This is a genomic window from Paraburkholderia terrae, assembly GCF_002902925.1.
In the GTDB taxonomy this organism is placed as follows: domain Bacteria; phylum Pseudomonadota; class Gammaproteobacteria; order Burkholderiales; family Burkholderiaceae; genus Paraburkholderia; species Paraburkholderia terrae.
The window spans coordinates 2,078,029-2,093,509 of record NZ_CP026111.1; the positions used below are offsets into that span (position 1 = coordinate 2,078,029).

A 15,481-nucleotide genomic window follows, 5' to 3' on the forward strand; every position below is an offset into this window, starting at 1 on the left:
GCCCGTCACGCGGACCACGGACGGATGCCCCGCGCCAGCCTGCTACTGCGGCGATTCTAACACCCGTCTCGCCCGCTACGCGCCGCCCGGCGGGCGATTGCGCGACGCGCGCGGTGCTCGTGCGCGTGCGTTGCGGCCGTCGTGCGAATGTTTTCGCGAAATGCTTGACACGCTTCTTCGACCCGCTATAATCTCGGTCTCTGCTTCAAACGCACCTTGCCCAGGTGGCGAAATTGGTAGACGCACTAGGTTCAGGTCCTAGCGGTGGCAACACCGTGGAGGTTCGAGTCCTCTCTTGGGCACCAAGATTCAAATGAAAAGCCGCCTTCGGGCGGTTTTTCATTGTTATGAGTGCATTGCGCTTCGCGGCGGCTTTACGGTCGCGAGGAAGCAACGCAGGAAGTTGCAGTAACGGTTGATCGTCGAGTCATTTGATGCGCGAACAACCTGACGAAAAGATGAAGCGCTTTCAAAATACCGATTGACACGCAGAATCTTCTCGTTAAAATAGCGGTCTAGCTTGAGACGTGCCCAGGTGGCGGAATTGGTAGACGCACTAGGTTCAGGTCCTAGCGGTGGCAACACCGTGGAGGTTCGAGTCCTCTCCTGGGCACCACTCTCTTAAGCTAAACAAATCACCCCGCAAAGCGATAAGCCTGCGGGGTTTTTTGTTTTTGGTCGGTCTCATGCGGGCTCGATCCGCAACAGAACGACCCGCGTGCTCATACTGCATACTGCACGTACATCGCATCAGCTTGCACAACAACTGCTCAAGGCAGCGCGCGCCAGCCTGAACCGGACATATCCGTCCACATTTCCCTCGCGCCTCATCCCCAGCTTCTGCGCGACGCGCTGCGAAGCGACATTGCCCTCGGCGATACCCGCAACCACCGACTCCAGCCCAACCGTGCCAAACGCATGCGCGACAACGATACGCGCCGCCTCGCTGGCAATGCCTCTGCCCCAGGCATCGCGCACGAGGCGCCAGCCGATCTCGACCTCCGGCCCATGCGTGTCTTCTGGAATCAGCAGCACCCAGCCGACAAATCGCGCCGGCGCGTCGCGCTCGAAAATCGACCAGTAGCCGAGTCCATCCGGATACGCGCGGGTGATGCGATCCACGACAAACCGTCGATGCGCATCCGGCTCATGCCACGGACCTTCGACATGCCGCGTGACCTCAGGATCACGATCCATCGCGATGCAATCGTCGAGATCGGCTAGCGTGCGCGGCTTTAAAGCCAGCCTCTGCGAAGCGAAAGAAGGCAGCAATTGTTATTCCCGTAAATTACGAATCACAAACCATATTCAATCGGAATCAATACATTAATTACATTCGCCAAACATTATTGCGCATTCCGAAAACGATTATCTAGGGATTAGCACTGACAAAGCCGGCTTGTTTCATGCAACCGCTTAATGGTCGGCGTACACTCGTCGAAGCCTTCAGCTACGGGGCACGCCGTGCCATCCCAGGTCTTTCACCGCTTATTGAATGGCACGAACCATTGGAGACCGCAACCAGGTTGCATGAAATCAGAGTAAGCGCTAAAGCGCCAACTCCGATCGACAGGAGAACAATTGAAATGAGCTGGACTCGGGAACAGAGAAACGTCACGATCGCGGCATATTTAGGCTGGACTCTGGACGCATTCGATTTCTTTCTGATGGTTTTCGTTCTGAAAGATATCGCAAGCGAATTCGGCACCGATATCAAATCGGTTTCGTTCGCCATCATGTTGACCCTGATGATGCGGCCCGTCGGCGCGCTCATCTTCGGCTACCTCGCCGACAAGTTCGGTCGCCGCCCCACGCTGATGGTCAACATCGCGTGCTTTTCGCTGCTGGAACTGTTGTCCGGGCTCTCGCCGAATCTCACTACGCTGCTCGTGCTGCGCGCCCTGTTCGGCATCGCGATGGGCGGCGAATGGGGCGTCGGCGGCGCGCTGACGATGGAAACCGTGCCGCCCAGAGCACGCGGCTTCGTCTCCGGCCTGCTGCAGGCGGGCTATCCGAGCGGCTATCTGCTCGCGGGACTCGTGTTCGGGCAGTTGTACCAGTACATCGGCTGGCGCGGCATGTTCTTCATCGGTGTGCTGCCTGCACTGCTCGTGCTGTACATCCGCGCGCACGTGCCCGAATCGCCCGCGTTCAAGACGCTCGAAAAAAAGACCCGCCCCGGCCTCGTGGCCACGCTCAAGCAGAACTGGAAGCTGTCCGTCTACGCAATCATCCTGATGACGGCGTTCAACTTCTTCTCGCACGGCTCACAGGATCTATATCCGACCTTCCTGCGCGTGCAGCACAACCACGACGCCCATACCGTCCAATGGATCACGATCGTGCTGAACATCGGCGCGATCTGCGGCGGCCTGTTTTTCGGTGCGCTGTCCGAGAAGATCGGCCGCAAACGCGCGATCTGCTTCGCCGCGCTGATCGCGCTGCCCGTGCTGCCGCTGTGGGCGTTCTCGTCGACGCCCGTGCTGCTCGCGGCGGGCGCATTCCTGATGCAGATTTCGGTGCAAGGCGCGTGGGGCGTGATTCCCGTGCATCTGAACGAAATCTCGCCGGATGAGATTCGCGCGACCTTTCCAGGCCTCGTGTACCAATTGGGCAACCTGATCGCGTCGGTGAACGGGCCGCTCCAGGCGGGCATCGCCGAAGCGCACGGCAACGACTACGCGACCGTGATGGCGACGGTGATCGGCATCGTCGCCGTCGTGATCGCCGTCTTTATCCTCTTTAGCCGCGAACGACGCGGCATAGATATGACCCAATCTGCCGAACAGGTCGCGGCGACGGTGCATTGAGTACACGCACCGCATACCCAACATAAGGGCGCCGCGGCGCCTTGGCCAATGCAGCAGATACGAGGCCGCTCCGATTCGTTTCGGAGCGGCCTTTTTTGTCCACGTCGTCTTCGAGGGCGCGTGCGGTCGGGCACTTTTAGAGGGATTTATCGACACTCACCTCTTGCCCGATCACCGACTGCATTCTTATCCTGAAAAAGAACGCACGTTTCAAATTTCGATTTGAATCGATTGTTTAGGCCGGTGAGAGCCGACAAAGGGAGACATAAATGACGACACGGACAACGAGCCGCCAGGCCGGCGACACGAAATCGCGCATCCTCGATGCCGCCGAGACGCTCTTCATCGAATGCGGTTATGAAGCGATGTCGCTGCGGCAGATCACGTCGAAGGCGGAGGTCAATCTGGCCGCCGTCAACTACCACTTCGGCAGCAAGGAAGCGCTGATGCACGCGATGCTGTCGCGCCGCCTCGATCTGCTGAATCAGGAGCGCCTCAAGCTGCTCGACCGTTTCGACACGATGCTCGGCGCGCGTCTGACCTGCGAGCACGTGCTGGGCGCGATGTTCATTCCGGCGCTGCGCGTCTCGCGCGACACGCGGATCGGCGGCAAGGCGTTCCTGCGGCTGCTGGGCCGCGCGTACACCGATCCGTCGCCGTTCATCCGCGATTTCCTGAATGCTCACTACGCGTCCGTCGCCGTGCGCTTTTTCGAGGCGTTCCAGCGCGCGCTGCCGCATCTGCCGCGCGAGGAACTCGGCTGGCGGCTGCACTTCGCGATCGGCGCGCTCTCCGGCGTGCTGGCGGGCGCCGACACCGACAGCCTGATCAACGAGTTCTCGCAAGGCAAGTCGATGAACGACCTGCAGTTGATCGCACGGCTCGCGTCGCTGATCGTGTCCGCGCTGAAAGCGCCGCTGCCCGACGCGAGCCAGCTCGCCGTGTTCGCCTCCGTGCTTGGCGATGCGGGCAGCGCCGACATCGCGTGCGATGCGGTTCGGCAGGCGGCACAGGACGGATCGCAGACGGCCCCGGCCTCGGAGCCGCAGACCCAATCGACGCCGCAAGCACCGCAGCAGCAACCATCGACAGACGCGGTCCACCGCACCGGCCTGGGGTCATTCGCGCAACCAGCGCAACCGGCGCAAGCGGACCGGCAGTCCGACACGCGGAATTGCGGCACATACTACGCGACGCATAGCTGACGCCCGCTGCGGCAAACGCGCAGGCACTATCACAGGTGCCTGCGCTTCAAATCAAACGACACCACGCCTGTCCTGAACCGCATTAGACGCGCCGCTCGGGGCGGCGGGCACACAGGCTGCAACGGATAAGAGCGGGCGCTCGCCCCGCACCAGACAACTCGAATACATCGCAAGCTGCGCTCGCCCTTAAAAATCGAAAAGGAGGGATCGCCATGATCTGGTTCATCGTTGCGCTGATCGTCGCCGCTGCGGCGCTCGTCTATGTGCAGGCGCGGGCCTCGTGGTGGCTTGCGTTCCTCGTCGTGTGGGTCGCCGCTGCCTTCGTGACGCACGCAGCCGGTGTGACGGCGACGATCCTGCTCTCGATCGTGCTCGTCCTTCCCGCGCTGGTGCTGACGCTCAAACCGCTGCGCCGCACGTTGCTCAGTGCGCGGGTGCTCGACCTGTTCCGCAAGATCCTGCCCGACATGTCGCCGACCGAGCGCGACGCTATCGAAGCGGGCACCGTCTGGTGGGACGCCTCGCTCTTCTCGGGGCGCCCGAATTGGGACACGCTGCTCGGCTACGGCCCTGCGAAGCTGTCGGTCGAGGAACAGGCGTTCCTGGACAACGAGTGCGAACAACTCTGCGACCTCGCGAACGACTGGGAAACCACGGCCATCTGGCAGGACCTGTCGCCGAAAGCGTGGCAGTTCGTCAAGGACAAAGGCTTTCTCGGGATGATCATCCCGAAGCAGTACGGCGGTAAAGGCTTCGGCGCCTACGCGCATTCGCAGGTCATCATGAAGCTTTCGACGCGCTGCTCGGCGGCCGCCGTCTCCGTGATGGTGCCGAACTCGCTCGGCCCAGCCGAACTGCTGCTGCACTACGGCACCGACGCGCAGAAGAACCACTATCTGCCACGTCTCGCGCGCGGCGACGAGATCCCCTGCTTCGCGCTGACGAGCCCTTACGCAGGCTCCGACGCGGCGGCGATTCCCGACGTCGGCATCATCTGCAAGAGCACGTTCGAGGGACGCGAAACGCTCGGCTTTCGCGTCACGTGGAACAAGCGTTACATCACGCTCGGGCCGATCGCGACGGTGCTCGGCCTCGCGTTTCGCGCGCTCGATCCCGACCATCTGCTCGGCAGCGATGACGAACCGGGCATCACCTGCGCGCTGATTCCGACCCGCCATCCGGGCGTACACATCGGCCGCCGTCACTGGCCGCTCAACGCCGTGTTCCAGAACGGCCCGAACTGGGGCAACGACGTGTTCATCCCGCTCGACTGGGTGATCGGCGGACGCGCGCAGGTCGGCAACGGCTGGCGCATGCTGATGGAATGCCTCGCAGCCGGCCGCGCGATTTCGCTGCCGTCGTCGAACGTCGGGATGTCGAAGCTCGCGGTACGCGGCGTTGGCGCGTATGCGGCCGTGCGGCGCCAGTTCCGCACGGCGATCGGCAAGTTCGAGGGCGTGCAGGAAGCGCTCGGGCGCATGGGCGGCAACCTCTACGTGATGGACGCCGCGCGCCGCCTGTCCGCACAGGCCGTCGATCTCGGCGAAAAGCCGTCGGTGATTTCGGCGATCTCGAAGTACCACATCACCGAGCGCAACCGCGAGGTAATCGACGACGGCATGGATGTCGTCGCGGGCAAAGGCATCTGCATGGGGCCGTCGAACTTTCTCGCGCGCGCGTACCAGCAGGTGCCTATTTCGATCACCGTCGAAGGCGCGAATATCCTCACGCGCTGCCTGATCATCTTCGGTCAGGGCGCGATCCGCTGCCATCCGTATGTGCTCAAGGAAATGGCCGCGACGCGCGAACCCGATCGCGCAAAAGCGCTGCGCGATTTCGACGACGCGTTCTTCGGACATATGAGTTTCACGCTGTCGAATGCGGTGCGCAGTTTCGTGCATGGCGTGACGGGCGGCGCGCTGATCGCGAAACCGCAGCGCGCGCACGCGCCGCTTGCACGCTACTATCGCGCGGCGACGCGGCTTTCTACCATCTTCGCACTGCTCGCCGACGTGTCGATGCTCGTGCTCGGCGGCGAACTGAAGCGGCGCGAACGTATCTCGGCACGTCTGGGCGACGTGCTGTCGCAGCTCTATCTGATCTCCGCGACGCTCAAGCGCTTCGAAGACGAAGGCCGTCAAGGCAGCGATCTGGCGCTCGTGCAATGGGGCGTCGAAGATGCGCTGTATCGCGCGCAACTTGCGCTGGACGGCGTGCTGCAAAACTATCCGAACCGATTCGCCGCAGGGCTCGTGCGGGTGCTCGCGTTTCCGTTCGGCCTGCCTCATCGCGCGCCGTCCGATGCGCTCGGCAGCGCGATCGCCGAGCTGATGCAGACGCCGGGCGACACGCGCGACCGGCTGCTCGCCGATTCGTACGTGCCGCACGCCAGTGTCGACGCGATCGGCTACGGCGAGCTGGCCTTTGCGCTGACGCCGCAGGTCGCTCATCTAGAACAGCGCTTGCGCGAAGCGATCAAACGTGGCCGCATCGAGCCGATTCCGCAAAGCCTCGCCGACCTCGCCGAATGGACGGAAGCGGCGCAGCAGCGCGGACTGATCGACGAGGACGAGCGCAAGGTACTCGACGACTACGCGCGTTATGGCGCAGAAGTCGTAAAGGTCGACGATTTTCCCGCGGACTTCGGCCTGCTCGCCGATCTGCAACGGCGCAAGGAAGCGCTCGACAAGGCGATGGAACTGGCCGCGTGACGCATCGGCTCGATTCGCCGCGCATCGTTTTGATGGTTACTGCAGGGCGTCGACCGGCAAACGCCCTGCTTTCTTCGCCAATCCATTAGCATTCCCAAAACAACTCGAAGAAGGGACATACAGATGCTAAGGATTCCAACACTTGTCGGCCTTGTCTTTATCGCCTCGGCAGCGTCCGCTGCCAACTTCGACAACCGGTCGGGACGCTATTCATTCACGCCGCTACCCTCGGCCGAAGCCGAGATGAAACGCATGAACACCATCATGGAACTGTCGGATCAGCAACCCACGGGTCGCTACGTGCGCAAGGGCGAGACCGTGCGCGTGAACATCAGCGGCATGCCAAATGCGTATCGTGCGAGCGCAATGGTCGGCTTCCGCCCTATGTACGGAAAGTCGACGGGTCAGCAGGCGGCGCCACTGCGCAACGGTAACAACCGCTTCGTCGCCAGGCAGAACGGTCCGCTATTCATCAGGATCACCGCGCCGGGCGGCAAGCCCGCCATGTCGACTGAAGTCGATGTATCGATCGCGGATGGCAAGCCCTTGCCCCTTTTCGTGCAAGGCCGCACGAGCATGGACGACTGGCGGGCGCAGCTGGACAACTACGCGGACGCGCCGTTCGTTCAGATCGTCGGCCAGTACAGCATGATCACGTTGCCACGCGGCGTGTACCGGCACGCACCCATCGCCGATCCATCGGCCACTCTGGCGGCCATCGGGCAGGTGCTGGCGATGCAGGATGCGCTGGCAGGATTCGACGACACAAAACCGACCGACGCGCGCACGCCGCTGCGCGAGCACTTCGTAGTCGACTTCCGCACCTTGCCCAAGGAAAGAACAGGCGTGTACATGTACGCCACCGATCAATTCATCGGCATGTTCGCGGGCAACACGGCCGATCTGACCGACCCGGCGCGTCTGCGCAGTGAATGGGCTATCTGGCATGAGGTCGGACATACGCACCAGCAGGACTCCTGGACATGGGAAACGCTGGCCGAAGTCTCCGTCAACCTGTTCTCGCTGTATGTGCAGGAGAAGCTGGGTGAGCCCAACCGGCTGGACGAGCCCGAATATGACGGCATCACGCCCCGCGAGCGGGCGCGCGATTATCTGGCCCGCGCGGCGCGCAACTACGTATCGGACCCGGGCGGCAAATACGAGGAGCTGACATTCGTGCGGCTCGTGATGTTCGATCAGCTGAAGCACGCCTACGGCTGGGATCTCTTCACCCGGCTGTTCCGGTATTACCGTGAGCATCCTCTGCCTTACGACGTATCCGAGGCGGAAAAGGTAGACCAGTTCGTGATGGCGATGTGCATGGTATCCGGCAACGACCTGCGTCCGTTCTTCGAAAAATGGGGCTTGCGGGCCAGCGCGGACGCCTACGGCAAGATCGCCGCGCTGCGTCTTCCCGTGCGCGCGATCGAAACCTGACCGGCCAGGGCTGAAGCTTCCGGCTGCGGCGCGGCTCGCCCATGACAGAATCGGCTCCACGCAACGCACCGCAACATGCCCATGCAGACACCCCGCCCTCGCAAATCCGTCCCCCAACTTGCGGCAAGTCACGCGCTCCATGCACACTGTCGTTCATCCGCCGGTCCGGGAGCCAGGAGCCAATAACGTGAACGATTCCTACCTGAACTTCGTCAATTCGCCGCTGGGCGCGCGGGTCGCGCGTTCGCTCGGTTTGCCGAAGCCCGAGGTACTGCGCCGCTACCGCGCCGATGCGCCGGAATTCGACGGCATCGTCGCCGTCGGCGCGGGGCCGGCGCCGCAATTGCTCGACGCGCTCGCCGACGTCGTCGCGCATATCGGCATGACGAGCGTCGCGCATGCCAGCGCGGGCCTGTGGGTGCCGCTCGCGAACCGCCACGGCCTGATGACGGGCCGCTTCGAACCCGCCGATCCCGCAACCGGCTCGCAGGCGCGCGTCAGGGCGCTCGTGTTCGACGCGAGCGGCATCGAAAGCAGCGTGCAACTGGAGTCGCTCTACGCGTTCTTTCACGACGCGCTGCGCTCGCTCGGCAAATGCGGCCGGATCGTCGTGCTCGGCCGCCCGCCCGAGGCGTGCGTCAGCCCACGCCAGTGGACGGCGCAACGCGCGCTCGAAGGCGTGACGCGCTCGCTCGGCAAGGAAGCGCGGCGCGGCATCGCGGCCAATCTGATCTATGTGTCACAAGGCGCCGAAAGCGGCATCGAATCGACGTTGCGCTTCTTTCTGTCGCCTCGCTCGGCGTACGTGTCAGGCCAGGTCGTGCGGATCGGCGCGGCGCCCGGCGGAATCGCGCAGCACTTCGGCCCCGACTTCGACTGGACCCAGCCGCTCGCCGGCCAGCGCGCCGTCGTGACGGGTGCCGCGCGCGGCATCGGCGCGGCGATTGCGAACGTGCTCGCAGCGCAAGGCGCACATGTGATCGGCATCGACATTCCCAGCGCCACCGACGCGCTCGACGCCACCCTGCGCCCGCTCGGCGGCACGGCGCTCGCGCTGGACATCGCCGCGCCTGAGACGCCCGCGCAGATCGCCGCAGCGCTCGACGAACTCGGCGTCGACGTGTTCGTACACAACGCGGGCATCACGAAAGACAAAACCATCGCGAAGATGACGGAAGCGGCGTGGCGCAGCGTGATCGACATCAATCTGTCGGCGCAGGAGCGCATCGACGACGCGCTGCTCGAAGCGGGCACGCTGCGCGACGGCGGGCGCATTGTCTGTGTATCGTCGATCAGCGGTATCGCGGGAAACATGGGACAGACCAACTACGCGGCATCGAAAGCGGGCGTGATCGGCCGCGTGCAGGGCATGGCGCCGTATCTGGCCGCGCGGCGCATCACGATCAACGCGGTCGCGCCCGGCTTCATCGAAACGCAGATGACCGCGAAGATGCCACTCGCGCTGCGCGAAGCCGGCCGGCGGATGAATTCGATGAGCCAGGGCGGCCAGCCCGCCGACGTCGCGCAGACCATCGCCTGGCTTGCGCATCCCGGCTCGGCGGGCGTGACGGGCCAGGTCGTGCGTGTGTGCGGGCAAAGCCTGATAGGAGCGTGACCGTCATGGCGTTCTACGACTCCAGCTCGATGTTCGGCGCGCCGCGCCTGAAAACGGTCGTGCTGCCGGAGCTGCCCAAACCCGCGAAGCTGTATGCGCGGGCGCTGACGGGCGTCGTCAAGGGCTTCCAGCGCAACCGTTCGACCGATCTGCCCGCGCTTCGGCTCGTGCGCCCCGCCGTGTCGCTCGACTCCGTCGCGATCGAGCGCTATGCGCGCGTGTGCGGCTTTTTCCCCGAGCAGGGCATTCCATTCACGTTCCCGCATCTGCTGGCGTTTCCGCTGCATCTGCTGTTGCTGACGGACCCCGCGTTTCCATGGTCCGCCCTCGGCCTCGTCCATCTGGCGAACAGCGTACACATGCGCCGCCCGCTTTCGTTCGACGACACCTTGCGCGTCGAAGTCGAATTCGGCGCGCGCCTGCGCCACGACAAGGGCCAGGCGTTCGTGGTGCAAACGCGCGTCTATCGCCGCGGCGAGGCGGTCTGGGACGGCGACAGCGTGTATCTGAAGCGCGGCGTCGCGGCGAGCGGCGATCCGCTCGCGCCGCTGGAGACGGCGGGCGATGCGCTGGTGCGCGCGGCGCGCTGGCAACTGCCGTCGCAACTGGGCCGCGACTACGCGAAGGCATCGGGCGACTTCAATCCGATCCATCTGTCGATGCTCTCGGCAAAAGCGTTCGGCTTTCCGCGCGCGATCGCCCACGGCATGTGGACGCTCGCACGCACGGCGGCGGCACTCCAGCCGCCCAAGCGCCTCGCCGACGCGACACTCGCAGGCGAGTTCAAGCTGCCGATGCTGCTGCCGGGCGAAGCGTCGCTGTGGACGGCATCGCCCTCGCCCACTGCGCGCGAATTCGAAGTACGCGATCCCGAAGGCGGCAAGCCGCATCTGCGCGGCCGCTTCCAGTGGAATCTGCAATGACGCCGTGCCGCGCGCACCGCGCTGCACGACATGCATCCGACGTTGGAATCAATGCCCGGCCTGATTCGTTTCAAGCAGGTGACGGGCGCTGCATGCACGATCCGATCCGCCCAACAGACGGACACGACCCGGGAGCCCATTGATGCCTGACTCGTCACACCCATTCTTACAAGCGCTTCCCACCGCGCGCCGCGTCGCGATACTGGGCGGCAACCGCATCCCGTTCGCGCGCTCGAACACCGCCTACGCGACGGCCTCGAACCAGGACATGCTGACCTTCACGCTGCAAGGTCTGATCGACCGCTACAACCTGCATGGCGAGCGCCTCGGCGAAGTCGCGGCGGGCGCCGTCATCAAGCATTCGCGCGACTACAACCTGACGCGCGAAGCCGTGCTGTCGACCACGCTGGCGAAGGAAACGCCCGCCTACGACGTGCAGCAGGCGTGCGGCACGGGCCTCGAAGCGGCGATTCTGGTGGCCAACAAGATCGCGCTCGGCCAGATCGACGCGGGCATTGCGGGCGGCGCCGATACGACGTCGGACGCGCCCATCGGCGTCAACGAACGGATGCGCAAGATCCTGCTCGAAGCGAACCGCGGCAGGTCGGCGGGACAGCGCGTCGGCGCGCTCGCGAAGCTGCGCCCCGGCATGTTCTTCAAGCCGCTTTTGCCGCGTAACAGCGAGCCGCGCACGGGGCTGTCGATGGGCGAGCACTGCGAGCTGATGGCCAAGCGCTGGGGCATTTCGCGCGAGGCACAAGATGTGCTCGCCTACGATAGCCACCGCAAGCTGACGGAAGCGTATGCACGCGGCTTTCTGAACGACCTGATGACGCCGTTTCGCGGTCTCGCGCGCGACAACAACCTGCGCAGCGATCTGACGCTGGACAAGCTGGCCACGCTAAAACCCGTGTTCGACCGCGACGCGGGCACGATGACGGCGGGCAACTCGACGCCGTTGACGGACGGCGCATCGGCCGTGCTGCTCGCGAGCGAGGAATGGGCAGCGGCGCGCGGCCTTCCCGTGCTCGCATGGCTCACCTGGCACGAGACGGCCGCCGTCGATTTTTTCGACAAAAAGGAGGGTTTGCTGATGGCGCCGGCATACGCCGTGCCGCGCATGCTGAAACGCTCGGGCCTGACGTTGCAGGATTTCGACTTCTACGAAATTCACGAGGCGTTCGCGGCGCAGGTGCTCTGCACGCTCGCCGCCTGGCAGGACGATGAGTACTGCCGCACGCAACTGGGACTCGAAGGCGCGCTGGGAACCATCGATCGCGCGAAAATGAACGTACACGGCGGATCGCTCGCGACGGGCCATCCGTTCGCCGCCACGGGCGGACGGATCGTCGCGGGGCTCGCAAAGATGCTCGCGCAGCTCGACAAGCCGGCGGGCACCGCGCGCGGGCTGATTTCGATCTGCGCGGCGGGCGGCCAGGGTGTGGTCGCGATTCTGGAACGGTAGAATCGCGCGCCATCCGCACCCGCACGATTCATGCACACGACACATACAACGACAAAGCTAGTACACCGGGAGACACCGCTATGACCGAGCCGACCACATCACAATCAACGCAGACGCAGATGCAAACCCAGACGCAGGCACAGACACAAGCGCAGCGCGCGCCGAACACGGACGGCATCTGGTATGCATCGTACGCGCCCGATGTGCCGCGCGAGATCGACGTGTCGCAGTATGCGTCGCTGGTCGAGTTCTTCGACGAATGCACGACGCGCTTTCGCGAGCGCGTCGCCTATGTGAGCGTCGGCGAAAGTCTCACGTACGCCGAACTGGCGCGCAAGGCGACGGCGTTCGCGGCCTACTTGCAGAGCATCGGCGTGAAGCCCGGCGACCGCGTCGCGATCATGCTGCCGAACACGTTCCAGTATCCGATCGCGCTGTTCGGCGCGCTGAAGGCAGGCGCGATCGTCGTCAACGTGAATCCGCTCTATACGGTGCGCGAACTGTCGCATCAGCTGAAGGACAGCGCCGCGCAAACCATCATCGTGTTCGAGAACTTCGCGAAGACGGTCGAAGACTCGCTGCCGGGTACACGCGTGCAGAACGTGATTGTCACGGGTCTCGGTGATCTGCTCAAGGACGGTCTGAACCTGAAAGGCAAGCTGATCAACTTCATGCTGCGCCACGTGAAGAAGCTCGTACCCGCGTACAACCTGCCGCAAGCCGTGCCGCTACTGGATGCGCTCGCAACGTGCTACAGACGCACGCTGGCGCCCGTGCAGATTTCCCCCACGGACCTCGCGTTCCTGCAATACACGGGCGGCACGACGGGCGTCGCGAAAGGCGCGATGCTCACCCACCGGAACATGGTCGCGAATCTGTTGCAGGCGAAAGTCTGGGCGGAAGGCCAGCTGACCGACGATATCGAAACGGTGCTCACGCCGCTGCCGCTCTATCACATCTACTCGCTGACCGTGAACGCGATGATTTTCATGGGACTGGGCGGGCGCAACATCCTGATCGCGAATCCGCGCGACATCAAGATGGTGATGAAGATCCTGCGTAACGAAACCTTCACGGGCATCACGGCCGTCAACACGCTCTACAACGCGTTTCTCGACAACGAAGAATTCCGCCAGCGCGACTTCTCGAAGCTCAAGCTCGCGATGGCGGGCGGCATGGCGATGCAAAAGGCCGTGGCCGACCGTTTCCGCGAGGTGACGGGCAAGCCGATCATCGAGGGCTATGGGCTGACGGAATGTTCGCCGATCGTGTCGATGAACCCGGTGGATCTCAAGCACATGCGCGAGTTCGACGGCTCGATCGGCCTGCCCGCGCCGTCCACTCAGGTGCGCTTTCGCAAGGACGATGGCAGCTGGGCGAATATCGGCGAGCCGGGCGAGTTGTGCGTGCAAGGTCCGCAGGTGATGAAAGGCTACTGGAACCGTCCCGACGAAACCGCGAAGGTGCTCGACGACGACGGCTGGCTCGCGACAGGCGATATCGGCGTGATGGATTCGCGCGGCTATATCCGGCTGATCGACCGCAAGAAAGACATGATTCTTGTGTCGGGTTTTAATGTGTATCCGAACGAGATCGAGGACGTGATCGCGATGCACCCCGACGTGCGCGAAGTGGCCGCGATCGGTATTCCCGACGTCGCACAGGGCGAGCGCGTGAAAGTCTTCGTCGTGCGACGCAACCCTTCGCTCACCGAGGAACAGGTGATCGCGCATTGCCGCAAGAATCTCACAGGCTACAAGGTGCCGAAGGTCGTCGAGTTCCGCGACGAGCTTCCGCAAACGAATGTCGGCAAGATCCTGCGGCGCGAGCTGCGCGATCAGGAGCTGGCAAAGCAGACAACCTCGTGACGGTTTCGCGCGCCTGACCGCGTAGCAATGGCGAAGCCTTCCGCGCTTTTGGGAGCGATTGATGCGTCACCCGGAGTTTGTGGGAAAGCGTTCGCGCTACCGGTTCAGTCGTCGCTGGCGTGCTGGCTCGCGCTGGATATCGCTGCTCGTCGCGCAGATGGTTTGCGTGTTGATCGCGGGGGCCGCCGCTGCGCAGAACGATGCATCCGCGCTCGCCGCGCTTGTCGCCCCGCAGGTCACGCTGGGAGCCAGTGAGGCCGTCGCAAATGCCGCGAAGCTGCCGCTCGAGCAGCAGGTCAAATGGCTGCGCAACGCCGCGCAAAGCGGCGCGCTCGAACAGATGGACGACGCGCAGCTCGTCGCGCTGTTCGAATCGTTCGATCCACTCACGCTGCCGCGCTATATCGAGGAAGGACCGAACGGCTACCCGTCGTACGAGTTCACGATGCTGCGCCAGGAGCGCATTCGCGGCATCTGGCCGCGCCGGCCCGATCACATGCTCGTGCGGCTCACGCGCGAGCCGCTGCGCATCTACGGCCGGTGGCTGCCCGACGGCCCCCATGCGGGCCAGGAAATCATCTACGACGCGTCGAAGCGCGCCGACGAGATGTACGGCCATCTCGGCGGCATCTTCAACATCATCCCGCTGTGGACATCGATCAACGGCACGCTGGCGCGCTCGCAATCGAACCATCAGGTGCGCGATCTCGGCACCGAATTTATCGCGCAGCAGTTTCTCGACGAAGGCAAAAAATTCGCCAATGTGGGCATCACACGGCCTGCGGAGATCGACGTGCGAACCATCGACGGCGTGCGCGTCATTGCCTTCACGTACGAAACGCCCACGGGCCAGCCGGAGTACTACGCGAAAAAAGAAGTGCTCGGCCTCGATCTGCGGCACCCGTATTTCCGGATGGCCGAATCGTACGGCAACGATGGACAGATTTTCGAACGCATCGTGTTCCTGACGATCACGCCGAAAACCTTCGACGACATGGCGTTCGATCCAAAAAACCCCGAATACCGGTTCTGATCAGGTCGTCAGCGCGAACGCGACCGAGGCGCGCTGCGGCACGCTGCGCGCGCGCGTGACCGGTGCGGCGGGTGGCAGCGCGAGCCGCGCGAGCACGAAGAAATCGGCGGCGCGCGTGACACCGACGAGCGTCAGCCGTCCACCCGAGCGCATTACGCGCGGCGCGAGCGTGTCATACCAGAGCGCGGCGATATCGGCGTGCGGCGTGGCGCTCACGTCGAAAACGGGCAGACGCATGCGCGCGGCGTGATCGCTCAGCGCCGTGGATTCGGGCAGCGCCGTGTCGATCAGTGCGAGGTCGGCGCGCATCCCGTCCAGATGCAGCCACGGCACGCTGAAAGCCGGTGCCGCCGACAACCATGCGCCCGTTGCGATGAATGTGCGCCGCCGCATGTCATGCCCTCACGCTCATGG

The 15,481-nt window shown here is 63.9% G+C and carries 11 protein-coding genes and 2 tRNA genes; 11 read left to right on the top strand and 2 right to left on the bottom strand.

Going from position 1 to position 15,481, the window contains the following annotated elements; genetic code table 11:
* The first annotated feature begins 218 nt into the window (after positions 1–218).
* Together C2L65_RS09220 and C2L65_RS09225 are read left to right on the top strand one after the other, a co-directional pair.
* Positions 219–305, top strand: a tRNA-Leu gene (locus C2L65_RS09220).
* Between the two features lie 224 nt (positions 306–529).
* Positions 530–616: transfer RNA gene (locus C2L65_RS09225), tRNA-Leu, on the top strand.
* A 134-nt stretch (positions 617–750) separates the two neighbouring features.
* On the opposite strand, the gene C2L65_RS09230 is transcribed toward C2L65_RS09225, so the two are convergent.
* Positions 751–1,272 (bottom strand): GNAT family N-acetyltransferase, encoded by a 522-nt coding sequence (locus C2L65_RS09230; RefSeq protein ID WP_042314998.1) that lies wholly within the window; start codon positions 1,270–1,272, stop codon positions 751–753.
* Positions 1,273–1,586: 314 nt separating this feature from the next.
* On the opposite strand from C2L65_RS09230, the gene C2L65_RS09235 reads away from it, so the two are divergent.
* From C2L65_RS09235 to C2L65_RS09275, 9 genes are all read left to right on the top strand, one after another.
* Positions 1,587–2,810, top strand: a complete 1,224-nt coding sequence (locus C2L65_RS09235) for an MFS transporter (protein WP_042314999.1) — start codon at positions 1,587–1,589, stop codon at positions 2,808–2,810.
* Positions 2,811–3,079: 269 nt separating this feature from the next.
* Entirely contained in the window at positions 3,080–4,015 is a 936-nt protein-coding gene (locus C2L65_RS09240; RefSeq protein WP_042315001.1) for a TetR/AcrR family transcriptional regulator, read from the top strand.
* A 212-nt stretch (positions 4,016–4,227) separates the two neighbouring features.
* On the top strand, positions 4,228–6,726 hold the full coding sequence (locus C2L65_RS09245) for an acyl-CoA dehydrogenase (RefSeq protein WP_042315002.1): 2,499 nt from the start codon (positions 4,228–4,230) through the stop codon (positions 6,724–6,726).
* Between the two features lie 123 nt (positions 6,727–6,849).
* Positions 6,850–8,163 carry a M60 family metallopeptidase gene (locus tag C2L65_RS09250; RefSeq protein ID WP_042315004.1) on the top strand — a complete coding sequence of 438 codons (1,314 nt, stop codon included), beginning with the start codon at positions 6,850–6,852 and terminating at the stop codon, positions 8,161–8,163.
* A 187-nt stretch (positions 8,164–8,350) separates the two neighbouring features.
* A complete protein-coding gene (locus tag C2L65_RS09255; protein ID WP_042315006.1) occupies positions 8,351–9,778 on the top strand; it encodes a 3-oxoacyl-ACP reductase in 1,428 nt (475 codons plus the stop codon).
* A gap of 5 nt (positions 9,779–9,783) precedes the next feature.
* The gene (locus C2L65_RS09260) at positions 9,784–10,701 is read left to right on the top strand and encodes a MaoC/PaaZ C-terminal domain-containing protein (protein ID WP_042315007.1); all 918 of its coding nucleotides are present in this window, start codon (positions 9,784–9,786) and stop codon (positions 10,699–10,701) included.
* A 142-nt stretch (positions 10,702–10,843) separates the two neighbouring features.
* Positions 10,844–12,166: an acetyl-CoA C-acetyltransferase gene (locus tag C2L65_RS09265; protein WP_042315009.1), complete on the top strand. Its 1,323-nt coding sequence runs from the start codon at positions 10,844–10,846 to the stop codon at positions 12,164–12,166.
* An 80-nt stretch (positions 12,167–12,246) separates the two neighbouring features.
* Positions 12,247–14,034: an AMP-binding protein gene (locus C2L65_RS09270; protein ID WP_042315010.1), complete on the top strand. Its 1,788-nt coding sequence runs from the start codon at positions 12,247–12,249 to the stop codon at positions 14,032–14,034.
* Between the two features lie 61 nt (positions 14,035–14,095).
* A complete protein-coding gene (locus C2L65_RS09275; RefSeq protein WP_042315012.1) occupies positions 14,096–15,067 on the top strand; it encodes a DUF1571 domain-containing protein in 972 nt (323 codons plus the stop codon).
* Here C2L65_RS09275 and C2L65_RS09280 read toward each other — a convergent pair whose 3' ends face one another.
* Positions 15,068–15,460 carry a hypothetical protein gene (locus tag C2L65_RS09280; protein ID WP_042315014.1) on the bottom strand — a complete coding sequence of 131 codons (393 nt, stop codon included), beginning with the start codon at positions 15,458–15,460 and terminating at the stop codon, positions 15,068–15,070.
* Between the last annotated feature and the right edge of the window lie 21 nt (positions 15,461–15,481).

Bases quoted from the DNA above. Each gene is read 5' to 3' on its own strand.
- C2L65_RS09270 (WP_042315010.1), top strand. From the start codon at position 12,247: ATGACCGAGCCGACCACATCACAATCAACGCAGACGCAGATGCAAACC.
- C2L65_RS09260 (WP_042315007.1), top strand. From the start codon at position 9,784: ATGGCGTTCTACGACTCCAGCTCGATGTTCGGCGCGCCGCGCCTGAAA.
- C2L65_RS09250 (WP_042315004.1), top strand. From the start codon at position 6,850: ATGCTAAGGATTCCAACACTTGTCGGCCTTGTCTTTATCGCCTCGGCA.
- C2L65_RS09265 (WP_042315009.1), top strand. From the start codon at position 10,844: ATGCCTGACTCGTCACACCCATTCTTACAAGCGCTTCCCACCGCGCGC.
- C2L65_RS09280 (WP_042315014.1), bottom strand. From the start codon at position 15,460: ATGCGGCGGCGCACATTCATCGCAACGGGCGCATGGTTGTCGGCGGCA.
- C2L65_RS09275 (WP_042315012.1), top strand. From the start codon at position 14,096: ATGCGTCACCCGGAGTTTGTGGGAAAGCGTTCGCGCTACCGGTTCAGT.
- C2L65_RS09240 (WP_042315001.1), top strand. From the start codon at position 3,080: ATGACGACACGGACAACGAGCCGCCAGGCCGGCGACACGAAATCGCGC.
- C2L65_RS09245 (WP_042315002.1), top strand. From the start codon at position 4,228: ATGATCTGGTTCATCGTTGCGCTGATCGTCGCCGCTGCGGCGCTCGTC.
- C2L65_RS09235 (WP_042314999.1), top strand. From the start codon at position 1,587: ATGAGCTGGACTCGGGAACAGAGAAACGTCACGATCGCGGCATATTTA.